General features: G+C 44.4%; 16 protein-coding genes. 5 read left to right on the plus strand and 11 right to left on the minus strand.

Features of this window, described 5'->3' with window-relative positions; genetic code table 11:
• Positions 1–73 precede the first annotated feature (73 nt).
• From paaX to D4N35_RS09700, 10 genes are all read right to left on the minus strand, one after another.
• The gene (paaX, locus tag D4N35_RS09655; RefSeq protein WP_120072928.1) at positions 74–955 is read right to left on the minus strand and encodes a phenylacetic acid degradation operon negative regulatory protein PaaX; all 882 of its coding nucleotides are present in this window, start codon (positions 953–955) and stop codon (positions 74–76) included.
• A gap of 413 nt (positions 956–1368) precedes the next feature.
• Complete coding sequence (locus D4N35_RS09660; protein WP_120072930.1) at positions 1369–2571, minus strand: thiolase family protein; 1203 nt, start codon at positions 2569–2571, stop codon at positions 1369–1371.
• 7 nt (positions 2572–2578) lie between these two features.
• Positions 2579–3442 (minus strand): 3-hydroxyacyl-CoA dehydrogenase, encoded by an 864-nt coding sequence (locus tag D4N35_RS09665; protein ID WP_120072933.1) that lies wholly within the window; start codon positions 3440–3442, stop codon positions 2579–2581.
• A gap of 74 nt (positions 3443–3516) precedes the next feature.
• Positions 3517–4014, minus strand: coding sequence for a 1,2-phenylacetyl-CoA epoxidase subunit PaaD (gene paaD, locus D4N35_RS09670; protein ID WP_120073066.1), 498 nt, complete (start codon positions 4012–4014; stop codon positions 3517–3519).
• Positions 4015–4036: 22 nt separating this feature from the next.
• Positions 4037–4843, minus strand: a complete 807-nt coding sequence (gene paaC / locus D4N35_RS09675; RefSeq protein WP_120072935.1) for a 1,2-phenylacetyl-CoA epoxidase subunit PaaC — start codon at positions 4841–4843, stop codon at positions 4037–4039.
• Positions 4844–4845: 2 nt separating this feature from the next.
• Positions 4846–5190 carry a 1,2-phenylacetyl-CoA epoxidase subunit PaaB gene (gene paaB, locus D4N35_RS09680; RefSeq protein ID WP_120072937.1) on the minus strand — a complete coding sequence of 115 codons (345 nt, stop codon included), beginning with the start codon at positions 5188–5190 and terminating at the stop codon, positions 4846–4848.
• 12 nt (positions 5191–5202) lie between these two features.
• On the minus strand, positions 5203–6159 hold the full coding sequence (gene paaA / locus D4N35_RS09685) for a 1,2-phenylacetyl-CoA epoxidase subunit PaaA (protein ID WP_120072939.1): 957 nt from the start codon (positions 6157–6159) through the stop codon (positions 5203–5205).
• A gap of 105 nt (positions 6160–6264) precedes the next feature.
• Positions 6265–6513 (minus strand): ferredoxin, encoded by a 249-nt coding sequence (locus tag D4N35_RS09690; RefSeq protein ID WP_120072941.1) that lies wholly within the window; start codon positions 6511–6513, stop codon positions 6265–6267.
• Between the two features lie 236 nt (positions 6514–6749).
• Positions 6750–7754, minus strand: coding sequence for an NAD(P)/FAD-dependent oxidoreductase (locus D4N35_RS09695; protein ID WP_120072943.1), 1005 nt, complete (start codon positions 7752–7754; stop codon positions 6750–6752).
• Between the two features lie 33 nt (positions 7755–7787).
• Entirely contained in the window at positions 7788–9122 is a 1335-nt protein-coding gene (locus tag D4N35_RS09700; protein WP_120072945.1) for a phenylacetate--CoA ligase family protein, read from the minus strand.
• Between the two features lie 438 nt (positions 9123–9560).
• On the opposite strand from D4N35_RS09700, the gene D4N35_RS09705 reads away from it, so the two are divergent.
• The 5 genes from D4N35_RS09705 (at position 9561) to D4N35_RS09725 (ending at position 14545) form a co-directional block, all read left to right on the plus strand.
• Entirely contained in the window at positions 9561–10751 is a 1191-nt protein-coding gene (locus D4N35_RS09705) for an ABC transporter substrate-binding protein (protein ID WP_120073068.1), read from the plus strand.
• 344 nt (positions 10752–11095) lie between these two features.
• Positions 11096–11977, plus strand: coding sequence for a branched-chain amino acid ABC transporter permease (locus D4N35_RS09710; protein ID WP_120072947.1), 882 nt, complete (start codon positions 11096–11098; stop codon positions 11975–11977).
• Positions 11978–11981: 4 nt separating this feature from the next.
• Entirely contained in the window at positions 11982–13028 is a 1047-nt protein-coding gene (locus tag D4N35_RS09715) for a branched-chain amino acid ABC transporter permease (RefSeq protein WP_120072950.1), read from the plus strand.
• Positions 13028–13807, plus strand: coding sequence for an ABC transporter ATP-binding protein (locus D4N35_RS09720; RefSeq protein ID WP_208646292.1), 780 nt, complete (start codon positions 13028–13030; stop codon positions 13805–13807). The genes D4N35_RS09715 and D4N35_RS09720 overlap by 1 nt, the downstream gene beginning before the upstream one ends.
• The gene (locus tag D4N35_RS09725; RefSeq protein ID WP_120072954.1) at positions 13808–14545 is read left to right on the plus strand and encodes an ABC transporter ATP-binding protein; all 738 of its coding nucleotides are present in this window, start codon (positions 13808–13810) and stop codon (positions 14543–14545) included. It abuts the gene before it with no gap.
• On the opposite strand, the gene D4N35_RS09730 is transcribed toward D4N35_RS09725, so the two are convergent.
• Positions 14535–15008: a hotdog fold thioesterase gene (locus D4N35_RS09730; protein ID WP_120072957.1), complete on the minus strand. Its 474-nt coding sequence runs from the start codon at positions 15006–15008 to the stop codon at positions 14535–14537. The genes D4N35_RS09725 and D4N35_RS09730 overlap by 11 nt on opposite strands.
• Between the last annotated feature and the right edge of the window lie 137 nt (positions 15009–15145).

Consider the following 15145-nt stretch of genomic DNA (forward strand, 5'->3'; position numbering starts at 1 on the left):
TACTAGATTTTACTTTCGTAATTCAGGGTAATACATCTTTGCCTGCCTCCGCGTTTTCAGAAGGCAGGCCATTTCATTTGACAATATAGGGATGGTCATTCGCGTCATAAGCCTCATCTTTTTTCCGCAAGTCATTCCCCTTTTCAAATACAGCTTCGAAAAAATCGCTCGCCGGTTTTGCCAGCAGCTGATAATATTGCCTGAAAAGCAATGCCGCATGGTTGCCGCTCCACATCGGCGGCAGCAATTCCTTTGGTAATCCCGGATCTACAAATAGGAACTTCCGGTATTCATGCACCAGTTTGGTTCTTTCGACAAAGCAGTCGGCATCACTCATTTTTCCTTCATTGAGCAAGCTTTGATGGATAATGAATTGTTTGCCGTACACTGAAACAAATTCCTCATATTTTTCTTCAATTTCTTCCAATGGCCAGCTTTTCTTGACTAATTCGGCATTATCTTTCGGTCCGATATATTCAGATGTGAAAAAATCCACAAATTCCTGGATTTCATATTTTTCAATCAGCCATTCCACTTCTTTCTCCAAATTATTGGGAGAAATCCAGCAGCTGTGCGTGAAGCTCCCAAAGCCGCTCCAAAGCAGTTCTTTCCTCAAGTCATCCCTGATTTGTCTTTTTTCTTCCGGGATTGAATACATAAGCATTCTCCATTTTCCATCCCATTCATGGGGGTCCAGCTTAAATATTCTCCGGCCCGCTTCATCTATACGACTGACACCGCGCGGTGTTAAAAAGTAGAAGCTTTTATTTCCCTGCCTCTCCGATTGCAGCCACCCCTGCTTGACCATCCTTGATACAGCCACCCGAACAGCCTGTTCATTATGGCCGAACTCTTTCAGCAGCCGAATCAGGCTGCCGATCCAAATTTTGTTTCCATAATGGCGAATATAATCACCATATATTGTAAAGATCATCGATTGTGTGTTAAGGCCCATACATCCGTCACTCTCTTCTTTTTATCTGAATTATAACATTCCTAACATAAAGAATAAGCAAAACAGTTTCTGGATGTCTTGCTGCCCAAACTTTTTTAAACTGAGTAAGAAAGTATAAGATGTTTTAGCATTAAATTTTGAACAAAGCCTTTTGTTGTCTAGCTCCAGCGCCTATCGACTTGCAGACTTCGCACCTGGTGTGCTCCTGCGGCGTAGCTTATTCGAGGATGTTTGGCTCGCCTCGTCGCAAAGCTGCACGACGCCAACTCGAGGAAGCATCACACGAGGCCATTTCAAGTAGTAGCTTTCCTACGATAAGTCAACATCGGCTCGTTCCTCGCCGTGTTTCCTTTATCTCGTCGGAGGCACTCCAGTCTGTACGTCGATGGGCAAGGCGCTTGCGCTTTTCTTAATTAGACTTTATTTTCAACGATGACTGAAATTCCCTGTCCAACCCCGATACACATTGTTGCAAGACCGTACTTTGAATCCCGCCTTTTCATTTCGTAAATCAAGGTTGTTAAAATTCTTGCCCCGCTGGCACCAAGAGGATGCCCAAAAGCAATGGCGCCTCCATTTACATTTACCTTCTCCTTGTCCAGGCAAAGCTCTTTCATGCACTGCAAAGACTGAGAAGCGAAAGCTTCATTAAGTTCCACCAAATCCATATCATCCACACTTAATCCTGCCCGCTCCAGGGCCTTTTTACTCGAGTAGATCGGCCCAAGCCCCATGACAGCCGGTTCAAGGCCTGCTACGGCTCCAACTTTATACGTTACAAGGGGCTTAAATCCTAACTCTTCCGCCTTTTCTTTGCTCATTAACAAAAGGGCCGCCGCTCCGTCATTCACGCCGGAAGCATTTCCAGCAGTGACTGTTCCCCCTGGAAAAATAGGCTTTAATTTGGATAGTTTCTCAAATGTAGTATCCGGACGAGGATGTTCGTCACGATCCACAATGATTTCATTCCCTTTTCTGTCCGTATAAACGACGGGAACTATCTCTTCCTTAAAAACGTTTTCTTCCAACGCCCTTTTAGCTTTCATTTGGCTTTCCAAAGCAAACTCGTCTTGCTCTTCTCTGGAAATGCCAAATCGTTTAGCAACATTTTCCGCCGTTTCCGGCATGGTGTCCGCCCCGTACATTTCCTTCAGTTTTGGATTGGTAAATCGCCACCCGATAGTCGTATCTTGAAGTTCCATTGAACCGCGCGGAAACTCTTTATCAGGCTTGGCCATGACAAGCGGTGCCCTTGTCATGCTCTCCGTTCCGCCGGCGATGAAAATGTCCCCGTCGCCAACGGCAATAGCCCTTGCAGCATACATCACCGCATCCAGTCCCGAACCGCATAGCCTGTTGACAGTCGTTCCTGCAACATTTAAGGGAAGCCCGGCCAATAATGCGGACATCCTGGCAACGTTTCTGTTGTCTTCCCCTGCCTGGTTTGCATTTCCCAGAACAACCTCCTCGATTTCCTCTTTCGGAAGTTTAGTGTTGCGATTGATCAAGGCTTCGATGACGATAGCGCCCAAATCATCCGGCCGGATGTTTTTCAATGCCCCTTTATACCTGCCAAACGGTGTCCTGACAGCATCTACTATCACAACTTCCCTCATTTTTCTATCAACTCTTTTCGTTATTTGTATAGTCATATACGCCTTTTCCGGTTTTCCGCCCTAATCTGCCGGCTTTTACATATTGCTCAAGCAGCGGTGCCGGCCTGTATTTTTCACCGAGTTTTTCATGAAGGTATTTCAGGTTGTTCAGGCGTGCATCCAATCCTACAAGATCAGCCAGTTCAAAAGGACCCATCGGGTAATTCAAGCCCAGCTTTATCGCCTTATCGATATCCTCCGGCGTGCCAAGGCCTTCCTGAAGCATGTAGAACGCTTCATTCCCTACGAGGGCACTGATTCTGCTTGTGACAAAACCCGGGAACTCATTAATGACAACAGTTTGTTTTCCCATCTTCTCTGCGGTATTTTTAATCGCTTCTACAGTTTCTTCACTCGTTTCCAATCCCTTGACGATTTCAACCAAAGGCATTTTATGGACCGGGTTGAAAAAGTGCATGGCGATTGTTTTCTCAGGCCGTCTTGCATAAGAGGCAATTTCTGTTGGACTCATCGTTGATGTATTTGTCGCAAACAGACAGTGTCCTGGTGCGGATTCCTCCATCGCTTCAAACACCTGTTTCTTTATCTCGGCTTTTTCCGGAACAGCTTCAATGATCAGATCCGCATGAGAAGCCGCCTCTTCCAAGTCTGTCTTGTACACTAAATGATCTTTTAAATGTGCAAAGCTTTCCTTCGTCAGCTTCCCTATAGCCAATCCTTTCTCTGCAATGTTCATTATTTCTTCTTTAGCGTTAAGAAGGGCTTCCCCGCTTACATCAGTCAGGCTGACTGAGTGGCCGGCCGCTGCCGCCACATATGCTATGCCTCTTCCCATAACGCCGGAACCGGCCACCGTAATGTTTTGAATCATTCGTTTTCCTCCCTGTAAAAAAGTACGAATAGAAAACTTGTCATCCTCTATTCGTACAGTGTCTAAACCATTATTCAAATGTTCGAAATCGGTTTCATCGCTTCGAATGGATTTTTGCAAGATTTGCAGTATAAGATGCTTCTGCAGGCTGTCGGACCAAAAATATTTTCCATCGTCACATAAGTTGACCCGCAGTACGGACAGTCAACATGCCAAGTGCCATCTTCTTCCATATGCCGGGGCGGAGGTGCAATTCCAAATTTTCTCAGGCCTTCGTGGCCTTTTAGTGTAATTCGGTCAGATGTCCATGGCGGATCATAAATGAACCGGACTTTCGCTGTTTCTGCCGGGGTAGAAGCCTCAATGGCTTTTACGATATTCCTTTCGATAATTTCCAAAGCCGGACACCCAAGGAATGTCGGCAGTACGTCCACTGTCACCTTCCTGTCATTTATATGGATATTTTCGATCATTCCCAAATCAATTACGCTGACTGTATCAATCTCCGGGTCTTTGACAGTATCCAAGATTTCCAATATGGCATGTTTGGAAAGGGGCATGGCTGTCTTCATCATTGATCACTCCTCTTGCATATTACCATGAAGCGGCAGTATCCAGACGGTACACCTCCGAAAGGGTTTCAAGAGCGGAATCCAAGTCGTTCGAATGCTCCCCGATCCGCCCGTTCATTTTCGGTTTTTCAGGGATTTCAGGAAGCTCCAAATCAAGGGATGTGTATGCTTTTTCCAGCTCGGCAAACCATCTTTTCTTCAGAACTGTACCTTCTTCAATCAAACCATAGTCGTAAATGTCTTTCGTCAATTTTCCAAACGCAAAAATATCTCCAAAGTCTTTGACAACTTCATCGATTGCATTTTTCATTCTCTCGATTGCCTCGTCGGAGGAGCTCAAGAGCTGTACAAACCAAGTTTTCCAATGGAGCGAATGGTAAAAGAGCTCCAAGTTCACCCTCGCTGCCATTTCGGCCGCAGGCTTATATGAACTGTTTTTCAATGAATCTATTTTCACTTTCTTTGCAGTGGTATAAAAGTAGTTTCTTACTACGGCGTAAGCCCAATCATACTTGGGCGTTTCCATATAATAGCCTTCACCATTCGGCCTTTCCGCAAGAATGCTGTTTCTGCGTTCCTTGGAAGGGCGCAAATGCGCCAGCTCATCCGCTGTGCCATAACCCAGTTCCTCCAGTAAACTGTAAAACATGGTTGCATGACCCATAGTGTCCTGGCTGATGGAGGAGAACGCCACATCTTCCTCGATATGAGGAGCCAATCCGAGCCACTCGGAGCCCCGAAACGAAATCAGAAAATCATCATCTGCCAATTGAAATAACAAATCTGCAACAGCCTCTTTAAATTTCACATCGGTTTTAACATCTGTCATTTCTATCCGTCCCCTCCCCATGAAAGAATTTCTTTCTCATCGAGCATTTTCTGTTCATATTGCCGCCATTTCTTTTTCAGATAGCCGTAGCCTTTGGCTGTACGGTAATCCTTATTATCCAAACGGGCAACGCTTCTTTTTTCTTCCGGATCTAAAGTGCGGATATGATCCCGCTTTACGACCCATATATCGGCAACGGGTTCTCGCCGCATAAAATTCTCCTGCGCCATGACCAGTGCTATTTCTTCATTTGGCGCCAACAGGCAGAATTGATGCTGGATCGGTGATGTTGCGGTGCGTTTGCTGAATACTTCATACTCATGATAGAACGTGTTTCCGGCAGTCATGACTTTTCCTCCCTATGCTTGGCTGAGCGCTTCCCGCACCCATGCGTTATTTTCATAAGAAACTCTTCTTAAATTCAAGCGTGCCTGGGATCTGGGCCCTTCATTTTTGATGATCTTTTTGAATTCATTCCAGTCCGGCTGCCTGTATTCCCATCTTTCTTCCTCTTCATTATATTTAAGCGTTGGATCCGGAATGGTTAATCCCAGTGAAAGAATCCGGGGAACGTACTTGTTGAAAAATTCCTGCCTGAATTGCTCATTCGTTTTCGTCCTGATTTTGTACTTGATGGTAACGTCCTGCTTGGATTGCCCTGTCGTATCGCTGCTTGCCGGGCCAAAAAACATCAATAAGGCATCCCACCAGCGGTTGAGGGCATCCTGGATCATTTGCTTTTGCTCTTCGGTTCCTTCAGCAAGCGCCATGATAATCGCTTCACCATGCTGGGCATGGAATACTTCCTCTGCACAAATGCGCTGAAGAGCCCTGGCATATGGTCCATATGATGCTCCGAGCATGTTTGTCTGCGTAATGATCGCCGCTCCATCCACCAGCCAGCCAATCAAACCTGCATCGGCCCATGTTACCGTTTTCATATGAAACACATTATGAAACTTCAAATCTCCTTTAAAAAGATCTTGCATCAAGTCATCCCTGTTTTTTCCATATGGCTTCAATAGATCTTCGGCTACCCTCAATAATAATTGGCCATGCCCCATTTCGTCCTGAACCTTTGCCATAATTCCAAGTTTTCTTCTTAACGACGGCGCTTTTGGCACCCATTCCTTTTCGGGGAGCGCTCCCATAATTTCGCTGATTCCGTGCATGGAAATCAATCTGATCAGGGCTATCCGATATTCTTCAGGCATCCAGTCATCAGCTTCAATTTTATCTCCTGCTTCGATTCTTTCGATAAAATTTTGCAATTTTTCTGCTTCCACAGCTTCTTCGGCATACATCAAGCCCGCCATATATATAACCTCCCAGTTTGCATAACAAGGTTTTAACGTTATTGTATGTTATTGTTATATTAAAATCAATCGTTCTCCCCTTGAAATATGATGAAAAGACTTATTTTATCCCGCTTTCTCGACCTGTCCTTCAAACGGCTCATCCGCAACTTTAATTGAATCTGTCGGACATCCGTCGCAGGCATCTTCCAAATCGTCGTACAATTCCTCCGGCACCTGCTCCGTACCCGTATTATCATCCAGGATCACATATGACAGGCCTTCTTCATCATAATCAAAAATATCGGGTGCGCAAGCTCCGCAAGAACCGCAGGCAATACATGTATCCTGATCGACGATAGTATATTTCGGCATAATCGGCATCCTCCTTTTTTTTACTGAATAAATGAATTAAGAAAGTATAAGATTTTTTCGTTTTAAAATTTTGAACAAAGCTATTTGTTGTCTAGCTCCAGCGCCTATCGACTAGCAGACTTCGCACCTCCTCCTACGATAAGTCAACATCGGCTCGTTCCTCGCCGTGTTTCCTTTATCTCGTCGGAGGCACTCCAGTCTGTACGTCGATGGGCAAGGCGCTTGCGCTTTTCTTATTAAACATTCACCTTTTTGTTTTCCATGACTGTTGTACTGTGAATCGGCTGGACCCTTGATGACGGATCAATTGAAACTTTCGCATTGCTGACCGCAATCGGGGCTTCTCCGAATCCGGTGGCAATCAATTTGACTTTGCCTTCATACGTATTGATATCGCCCACGGCATATACACCTTTGATATTGGTTTCCATCTTTGAGTCAACTACAATTGAATTCTTTTCGATTTCCAGCCCCCAGTCTTTGATAGGACCCAGAGAAGCGACAAATCCGTAATTACATAAAACGTCATCCACATCGATTGAAATTTCCTCTTTTGTTTTGACGTGCTGTAAAATGACCTGCTCAATCTGCCGGTCGCCTATCAGATCCAAGGCCACATAAGGTGTAAAAATATTGACAGAGGATTGGTGAAGTAATTCTGTGCTGTGTTCATGTGCTCTGAATTTATCCCTTCGATGTGCTATATTAACTTGTTTGGCAATCGGCTCAAGCATAAGCGACCAATCCACTGCCGAATCGCCGCCGCCGAAAACAAGGACTCGCTTTCCTGAAAACTTTGCCATATCATCCACGAAATAATGAAGGTTCTCTTGTTCGTACTTCGCCGCTTTTTCCAATGGGAGCTTTCTAGGCTGGAAAGCCCCGTTTCCTGCAGTGATAATGACAGTGCGTGAAAAATGCCTTCCTTTATCCGTAGTCAATATGAAGGTACCGTCGTTTGCCTTTACTAAAGATTCTACTGATTCTTCCAGACATATTTCCTGCTCAAACATCTGCATCTGGTTCGTTAAGTTGTCGACCAGCTCCTGTGCACGGACCTTTGGAAATCCGGCTACATCATAGATATACTTTTCAGGATATAAAGCCGTGAGCTGCCCGCCCAGTTGGGGCAGACTCTCGACAATTTTGACTGACATCTGTCTTAGACCTGCATAAAAAGCAGTGAACATTCCGGCAGGCCCGCCTCCGATAATCGTTATATCAAATGTTTTATTATCCATTTATATTTTAAAGCACTCCTTTTTGGCATCGGATTAAGAAAGCATTACCGGCCCTGATTTTCTCAAGTCAACGATTCTTATCGCTTTGCCTTCCGACCTTGGAATACTCTTAGGCGTCCCGATCATCGTTTTTACCGAAACGAGGCAGGCCGATTTAATTTCTTGCTTTATTTTTCTTTCAAGAATCTGCACTTGTTCAGACTTTAGATCTCCATTTATTCCGGAATATAGTTCATCACTTATTTCAACATGCAGCTCTGCACAGTCCATCGGGCCGTCTTTGACCAGTTTGATTTGATAATGGGGAGCCAAGCCTTCGATTTGCAAGAGTACGCGCTCCATTTCGGAAGGGAATACATTCACTCCACGAATGATGATCATGTCATCAGTCCTTCCCTTCACCCTGGACATCCTTGCCGTTGTCCTTCCGCATTCACATTTTTCGCGCGTGATGGAAGCAATATCTCCTGTACGGTATCTGATTAATGGCAACGCTTCCTTAGTAAGGGTTGTAAAAACAAGTTCTCCGTCCTTTCCGTCTTCCACCGGCTCGAGTGTTTCAGGATCTATCACTTCTACAAGAAAGTGGTCATCGGCAATATGAAGGCCGTCCTGTGCTACATGGCATTCGATTGATACTCCCGGTCCCATAATTTCACTTAAACCGTAAATATCGACCGCTTTTATTCCGAGCATATCTTCAATCGTTGCGCGCATTTCTTCCGACCATGGTTCCGCCCCGAAAATTCCATACTTCAGGCTGTTATCCCTTGAATCAAGGCCCATATCCTCCATTTTTTCAGCAATGTTTAAGGCATAGGAGGGCGTACATCCAAGTCCCTTTGGCTTAAAGTCTTGAATGGCCAAAATCTGTCTTTCTGTATTTCCGCCGGAAATGGGCACTACCGCAGCTCCCAACTGCTCAGCGCCGTAGTGCAGCCCCAAACCCCCGGTAAACAGCCCATATCCATAAGCATTATGAAATATGTCGCCTTTGCTTCCGCCCGCTGCCGCTATAGCTCTTGCAATCAGCTCAGACCAAACGCTAATATCGTTTTTTGTATAACCTACGACTGTCGGCTTTCCGCTCGTCCCGGATGATCCGTGCAGACGGACAATATTTTCTATCGGTTCCGCAAACAATCCAAAAGGATAATGATCCCTCAGGTCCTGCTTTTTTGTAAAAGGCAGCTTCGATATGTCCCCTATACTTTTAATATCATCTATTTTTATTCCATTTTGATCAAACTTCTCTTTATAAAATTTCACCTTGTTATAAACCCTGTTCAATGTTTCCTGTAATCGTACAAATTGCAACTCTTCCTTCTCTGTAATTGACAGCGTTTCCATTTCAGGGTTATAAATCATTGAATCTACCTCCATTTGTATTTCTTTTCAGCTTTAATGTAACAAAGATGAGTCGATTCCAAGTAAATATGTTATATTTGTAATTTAATCTTTTGCCTAAAAAAAGTCAACCATTTTTTCGGAAAATTTGATGTGTTTATAATCATTCTTTTATATTTTTATTTCCTATATCCAAGAATCCTCTTCATTTAACCTCAGATTTGTCATATACTTGCAATTTTTCAAATTTTATGTTTACAACATTTTTTTATTATGGTATCTTTGTCTCAAGTTGTAAGGGCTTTCTTGCCATCCGTTTTTCTTTTGTAATAAATCGGTTTTAAGGAGGTGATTTAAACAAAGACAAGCTTGCCTATCTGCAACCTAAGGAAATGCGAAAAAACATGAAATTTTCACACTTATTTTACTGTGCTCAAGGGGGGAAAGTATATGAAGAATATGAAAAAATGGCTTTTTGGCCTGCTGACATTTGTTTTGGTAGCTGCACTGGCGGCATGCGGAAATAAAGAGGAAGCTTCTGGCGGAAACTCCGACAGCGGGGATCAGTCCGGAGAGATTAAAATTGGCAGCATCATAGACGCATCAGGCAGTGCTGCTCCACTTGGAAAACCGGAAGAAGAAACGATCAAAATGATCATAGATGAAGTGAATGAGAAAGGTGGGGTCGACGGAAAGAAAATCAAACTCATCTCCATAGATTCCAAATCTGACCAAAACGAAGCCGTTTTGGGTATGAAAAAGTTGATTGAACAGGAAAAAGTTACAGCGATCATCGGCGGAACGATCAGCGGTAACAGCCTGGCGATGATTCCTCTTGCTGAAAAAGCACAGGTGCCATATATTTCTCTTGCTGCGAGCAAACAGGTAAATAAGCCTGACGACAACTCACCGCGTGACTGGACTTATAAGACTGCGCAAGGTGATGACGTAGTTGTTCCGAAATTATTGGAATATTTGGAAGAGGAAAAATTAAATAAAGTCGCGTGGCTCGGTGTTGCGAATTCATATGGTACAAGCGGCCATGAGGAGTTTGAAAAGCTAAAAGATGAATATGGAATTGAAGCTGTCATTGAGGAAGAATTCGAAGCGACTGTAAACGATGCAAAATCCATGCTTACAAGGGTTAAAAAAGCCAATCCACAAGCGATCATCGTTTGGGGAACAGCCCAGGAATCTGCAGTGGTAACTAAGAACATACGTGAAATCGGCTTGGATATCCCGATCATTGAAAGTCATGGAATCGGTACGAAAGAGTTTATCGAACTTGCCGGGGATGCAGCAAACGGCGTCATCTTCCCTGCCGGCAAACTGCTTGTAGTCGATGAGCTTGAAGACAGCGATCCACAAAAAGAAGTGCTGAACCAGTTTAAAGAAAGCTATGAAAGCAAATATAACAAGGCGGCAAGTACTTTTGGCGGACATGCCTACGATGCTGTCCATATTTTGGTCAGTGCATTGGAGGAAGCTGGAACTGATAAGGAAAAATTGCGTGATGCATTGGAGAATACCGAAGGCTTTGTCGGAATATCCGGCGTATTCAACATGTCAGCCGATGACCATAACGGTCTTAAATCCGACAGCCTGGCAATGATTGAAATCAAGGATGGCAGCTGGATAAAAGGAGATTGATCGTATGGCAGGGAATATATTCTATTCCCTGCTTTCTCCTGGTATAGGAAATTATAAAGCGCTTAGGTTGTTGATAATTCATTATCTTTTTGTGCTACGTCCGGCTCCGACGGACAGGAGGTCCTAGTGCCGCCGGCGCCACAGGACGTGGCGCTTTAAGACGGCCAGCGCCTATCGACTAGCAGACTTCACGCTTCTTCCTACGATAAGTCAACATCGCTCCGCTGCGCGTGTTTCCTTTATCTCGTCAGAAGCGCTCCAGTCTGTACGTCGATAAACAGGCGCTTGCGCCTTTGTTCTTAATAATTATTTTCTTTGCAATCACCCTGAAAGGAGTTTAGAGGATGGAGCTCTTAACCCAAATACTTCAATTGGTTTTCTCAGGCTTAACGATTGGGAGCATTTATGCTCTTATCGCTATCGGTTTTGTCATAACATATAATATTACCGGCGTTCTGAATTTTGCCCAAGGAGAATTTGCCATGCTTGGCGCCATGTTCGCCATCACATTTGTGTCTATGAACATGCCCATGCCCGTCGCAATTGTTCTAAGCATTTTGATAGTGATTCTGATAGGCGGAGTTTTTGAGAGGACCGCCATATATCCTGCAAGGAATTCTTCCTTGCCCACTCTTATCATTATTACAATCGGAGTAGCCATCGCCATGCGCGGGCTGGCTATCCTGCTTTGGGGAACCCAGCCTAAGTCACTTGCCCCGTTCACTAAAAACGATCCAATCAATATAATGAATGCTGTTTTGCTCCCCCAAAGCATGTGGGCCATCGGTATTTCGGTCATCAGTTTGATTGCAATGTTCTACTTTTTCAATAAAACATTTGTAGGAAAAGCCGTTACGGCTTGTGTTGTCAATCGCAACGCGGCCCGCTTGATGGGCATCAAGCCGGAATGGATGTCCTTCCTCTCGATTTCCGTCAGTGCCGGATTGGGAGCAGTTGCCGGAATTATCATAGCTCCCATTTCAGGCGCCTCCTATGAGATGGGCCTCATGCTGGGAGTAAAGGCTTTTGTGGCAGCTGTCATCGGCGGCCTGACCAATGCTCCTGCAGCCATTATCGGTGCTTTCATGATCGGTATTTTGGAATCGTTCACAGAAGGCCTTTGGACTTCCGGCTACAAGGATGCTGTTATTTTTGCCTTGCTATTATTGGTTTTATTTTTCAAACCAAGCGGGCTATTTGCCAAAGCAAGCGGAAAGCGGGTATAAGCATATGATGAGTAGACATAGCCAGCAAAAACAATTGATTGGAATAGCCATTTTGGTTGCGGCTCTCGCCGTCATTCCGTTTTTTGCAAATTCTTTCATGCTGAGTGTCATGATTATGATCGGTTTATATGCCATCGTGACCTCCGGCCTGACGATGCTAATGGGGTACGCAGGCCAAATATCATTGGGGCACGCGGCGTTTTATGGAATCGGTGCCTATTCGGCGGCCATTGTTACAGGTACGTACGGTTTGCCAAGTATATTGGGCATCCTGGCAGGTATTATGATTGCTTCGGCGATTGCTGTCATTATCGGAATCCCTACTTTGAAACTCAAAGAAAACTATTTGGCACTGGCAACGTTGGGGTTCGGCATTATCATATTTGTTTTTTTCAAAGAGTTTAAATCGCTTACAGGGGGATTAAACGGATTTTTTGGCATCCCTTCTTTTGAGCTTTTCGGCTTTTCTTTCAATACGGATATGAAGTTTTATTATTTGGTTTGGCTTATCCTTCTTTTAAGCATTCTGTTTTCCAGCAACATCATCCACTCCCGGGTTGGAAGGGCTTTAAGATCCATACACGGAAGCGATATTGCTGCCAATTCCATCGGAGTCAATATTCAGCAGTATAAATTAAAGGTGTTTGTCCTGAGTGCAATTTATGCCTCCATTGCCGGAAGCCTGTATGCCCATTATGTCTCATTCATCAATCCGGAACTGTTTACAGCCATGGAGTCGATCAACCTGTTAATCATGGTTGTCATCGGCGGCTCCTCCAGTATTTGGGGCGGTATGATCGGCGCAATTGTGTACGTTCTGCTTAATGAAGGATTGAAAGATATTGTCCCTGCGATTCTCCCGAGTGTCGGCGGAGAATTTCAGATCATCTTTTTCGGGATATTGCTTGTAGTCATTTTGATATATATGCCGCAGGGACTTGCGCCGGTATTGGGAAAACTGTGGAACCTGATTCCTTTTAACAGAAAAAAAGATCGTCCGTCCATCGAGAAAAAGAATGAACCCAAAGTATCGGCAGGAGGTAGTAAATGATGAGCAATCCCTTGCTGGAAGTGAATGGACTTACAAAGTCATTTGGAGGGGTCGTAGCGGTCAATGATGTCGACTTTCACCTTAATCCTGGTGAAATCGTTGCAGTCATCGGCCCGAACGGTGCCGGAAAAACAACCTTGTTCAATATGATTACGGGGGTATTGCCTCCAACATCAGGCAAAGTCTATTTCAGCGGAAAGGAAATAACGGGAAAGCAGCCTTTTCAAATCGCGAAAGCGGGAGTTACCCGGACATTTCAAAACCTGCAGGTGTTTGAAAATATGACTGTTGTTGAGAACGTAATGACCGGTGTGCATTGCCGTTTGAAAACTGGCTTTTTAGCTTCCGGTTTTCGACTGCCGCTTGTACGGAGAGAGGAAAAGCAAGCTTTTGATATCGCCATGCATTATTTGAAAAAAGTGGGAATTGCCGATCTGGCCCATGAGGACTCCAAAGTTCTCCCATACGGAAACCAACGTTTATTGGAAATTGCCAGAGCTGCAGCCTCCTCACCGAAATTGATCTTGCTGGATGAACCGATGGCCGGCTTAAACCCCCAGGAGTCTGCACAGCTCGTACAGGTTATCCGGCAAATGAGAGAAGAAGGCATGTCATTCCTGTTTGTCGAGCATGATATGGAGACGGTGATGGGCATATCCGACCGAATTGTTGTAATAGATTACGGGAAAAAAATAGCTGAAGGTACACCTGCCGAAATCTATGAAAATGAAAAAGTCATCGCTGCCTATTTGGGAACAGATGATGAGGAGGCGATATAGATGCTGCAGGTCAATAATATTCATACGTATCACGGGTATCTGCATGTTTTAAAAGGCATCTCATTTGAGCTTGAAAAAGGTGAAATATTTGCCATCGTAGGTTCCAACGGAGCCGGAAAAAGCACGTTGCTCGGCACCATTGCGGGTGTTTATCTCCAAAAGGAAGGCGACATCGTGTACGAAGGCCAAAATATCGGGAAAAAGAAAGTTGAGGAGATTGTTAAGAAGGGTATTTGCCTGGTCCCGGAACGGCGCCAAATATTTGACTCACTCTCAGTTAAAGACAACTTGATGCTTGGAGCCTATCATCGCTTGAAAGAAAGTAAAAAAACATTACAAAAAGACATCGACCGCTGTTATGAACTGTTCCCGAAATTAAAAACAATGGAAAACCGGCCCGGCGGTCTGTTGAGCGGCGGCGAACAGCAGATGCTCGCCATTGCCCGCGGATTGATGTCGAACCCTAAGCTGATGATGCTGGACGAACCCTCATTGGGACTGGCACCGTTGATTGTGAAAGACATCATGAACATACTTGATCATCTGCGGAATGATTTCAATACAACGATCATACTGGTCGAACAGAATGTCAAAGCGGCTTTAAAGGTAGCGGACCGTGCCTGTGTCATAGAACGGGGAGAAATAGTCATAAAAGGAAATGCAAAAGAACTGATGAAAGACCCGCGCGTCAGGGACGCTTATCTGGGAGGAAAAAAGGAGACCAGCTTCATTTCTTGAAGCCGGTCCCTTTTTCCATTTCTTCTACTGAAACAAAAAAATCATTTTTACGATATACCGTTGCATCCATTGTCGCAAGCAGTTCATCCTCACAAAACACTTTAATCTTATACCAGGCAAGCCTGTTGCTCCTCTTTTCTTCTGTTGCTTCAGCCCGCAATATATCTCCTTCTTGTGCAGGTGCCATAAAATTCATGGTCGTAGTCAGCCCTACGGCTGTCTTCCCATAAGAATTGCTGGCCGAAGCAAATACATAGTCTGCCAAAGCAAACAGGATAGCGCCATGCACCGTTTCGTGCGAATTAAGCATATGTTTTTGTACTTCCAATGCAGCAGATGCTGTTCCCTCCCCTAGCGTCTCCAGCTTTATTCCCAAATGCCGGGCATAAGGCTCCTGTTCCAAAACGGAAAAAATCTCATCATAGAATGATTGATGAACTTTTCTTTCATCCACTTTGTTCATAAAAACTCCCTCCTTCGTCACCTTTGCAAACGATTCTCAGTGTAATTTTTAGCAAGGGCTGTTTATTTGTATCAATTTATAAACGAATTATATATTTTTTGTTATATTAAATCAACCAAACTTTTTGAAATTTGGAT

It is taken from the genome of Siminovitchia fortis (assembly GCF_003605365.2).
Taxonomy (GTDB): Bacteria; Bacillota; Bacilli; order Bacillales; family Bacillaceae_C; genus Siminovitchia; species Siminovitchia fortis.

Coding starts and splice junctions, on each gene's coding strand:
- paaX (WP_120072928.1), bottom strand. CDS start 955: ATGGGCCTTAACACACAATCGATGATCTTTACAATATATGGTGATTAT.
- D4N35_RS09660 (WP_120072930.1), bottom strand. CDS start 2,571: ATGAGGGAAGTTGTGATAGTAGATGCTGTCAGGACACCGTTTGGCAGG.
- D4N35_RS09665 (WP_120072933.1), bottom strand. CDS start 3,442: ATGATTCAAAACATTACGGTGGCCGGTTCCGGCGTTATGGGAAGAGGC.
- paaD (WP_120073066.1), bottom strand. CDS start 4,014: ATGAAGACAGCCATGCCCCTTTCCAAACATGCCATATTGGAAATCTTG.
- paaC (WP_120072935.1), bottom strand. CDS start 4,843: ATGACAGATGTTAAAACCGATGTGAAATTTAAAGAGGCTGTTGCAGAT.
- paaB (WP_120072937.1), bottom strand. CDS start 5,190: ATGACTGCCGGAAACACGTTCTATCATGAGTATGAAGTATTCAGCAAA.
- paaA (WP_120072939.1), bottom strand. CDS start 6,159: ATGGCGGGCTTGATGTATGCCGAAGAAGCTGTGGAAGCAGAAAAATTG.
- D4N35_RS09690 (WP_120072941.1), bottom strand. CDS start 6,513: ATGCCGAAATATACTATCGTCGATCAGGATACATGTATTGCCTGCGGT.
- D4N35_RS09695 (WP_120072943.1), bottom strand. CDS start 7,754: ATGGATAATAAAACATTTGATATAACGATTATCGGAGGCGGGCCTGCC.
- D4N35_RS09700 (WP_120072945.1), bottom strand. CDS start 9,122: ATGATTTATAACCCTGAAATGGAAACGCTGTCAATTACAGAGAAGGAA.
- D4N35_RS09705 (WP_120073068.1), top strand. CDS start 9,561: ATGAAAAAATGGCTTTTTGGCCTGCTGACATTTGTTTTGGTAGCTGCA.
- D4N35_RS09710 (WP_120072947.1), top strand. CDS start 11,096: ATGGAGCTCTTAACCCAAATACTTCAATTGGTTTTCTCAGGCTTAACG.
- D4N35_RS09715 (WP_120072950.1), top strand. CDS start 11,982: ATGATGAGTAGACATAGCCAGCAAAAACAATTGATTGGAATAGCCATT.
- D4N35_RS09720 (WP_208646292.1), top strand. CDS start 13,028: ATGAGCAATCCCTTGCTGGAAGTGAATGGACTTACAAAGTCATTTGGA.
- D4N35_RS09725 (WP_120072954.1), top strand. CDS start 13,808: ATGCTGCAGGTCAATAATATTCATACGTATCACGGGTATCTGCATGTT.
- D4N35_RS09730 (WP_120072957.1), bottom strand. CDS start 15,008: ATGAACAAAGTGGATGAAAGAAAAGTTCATCAATCATTCTATGATGAG.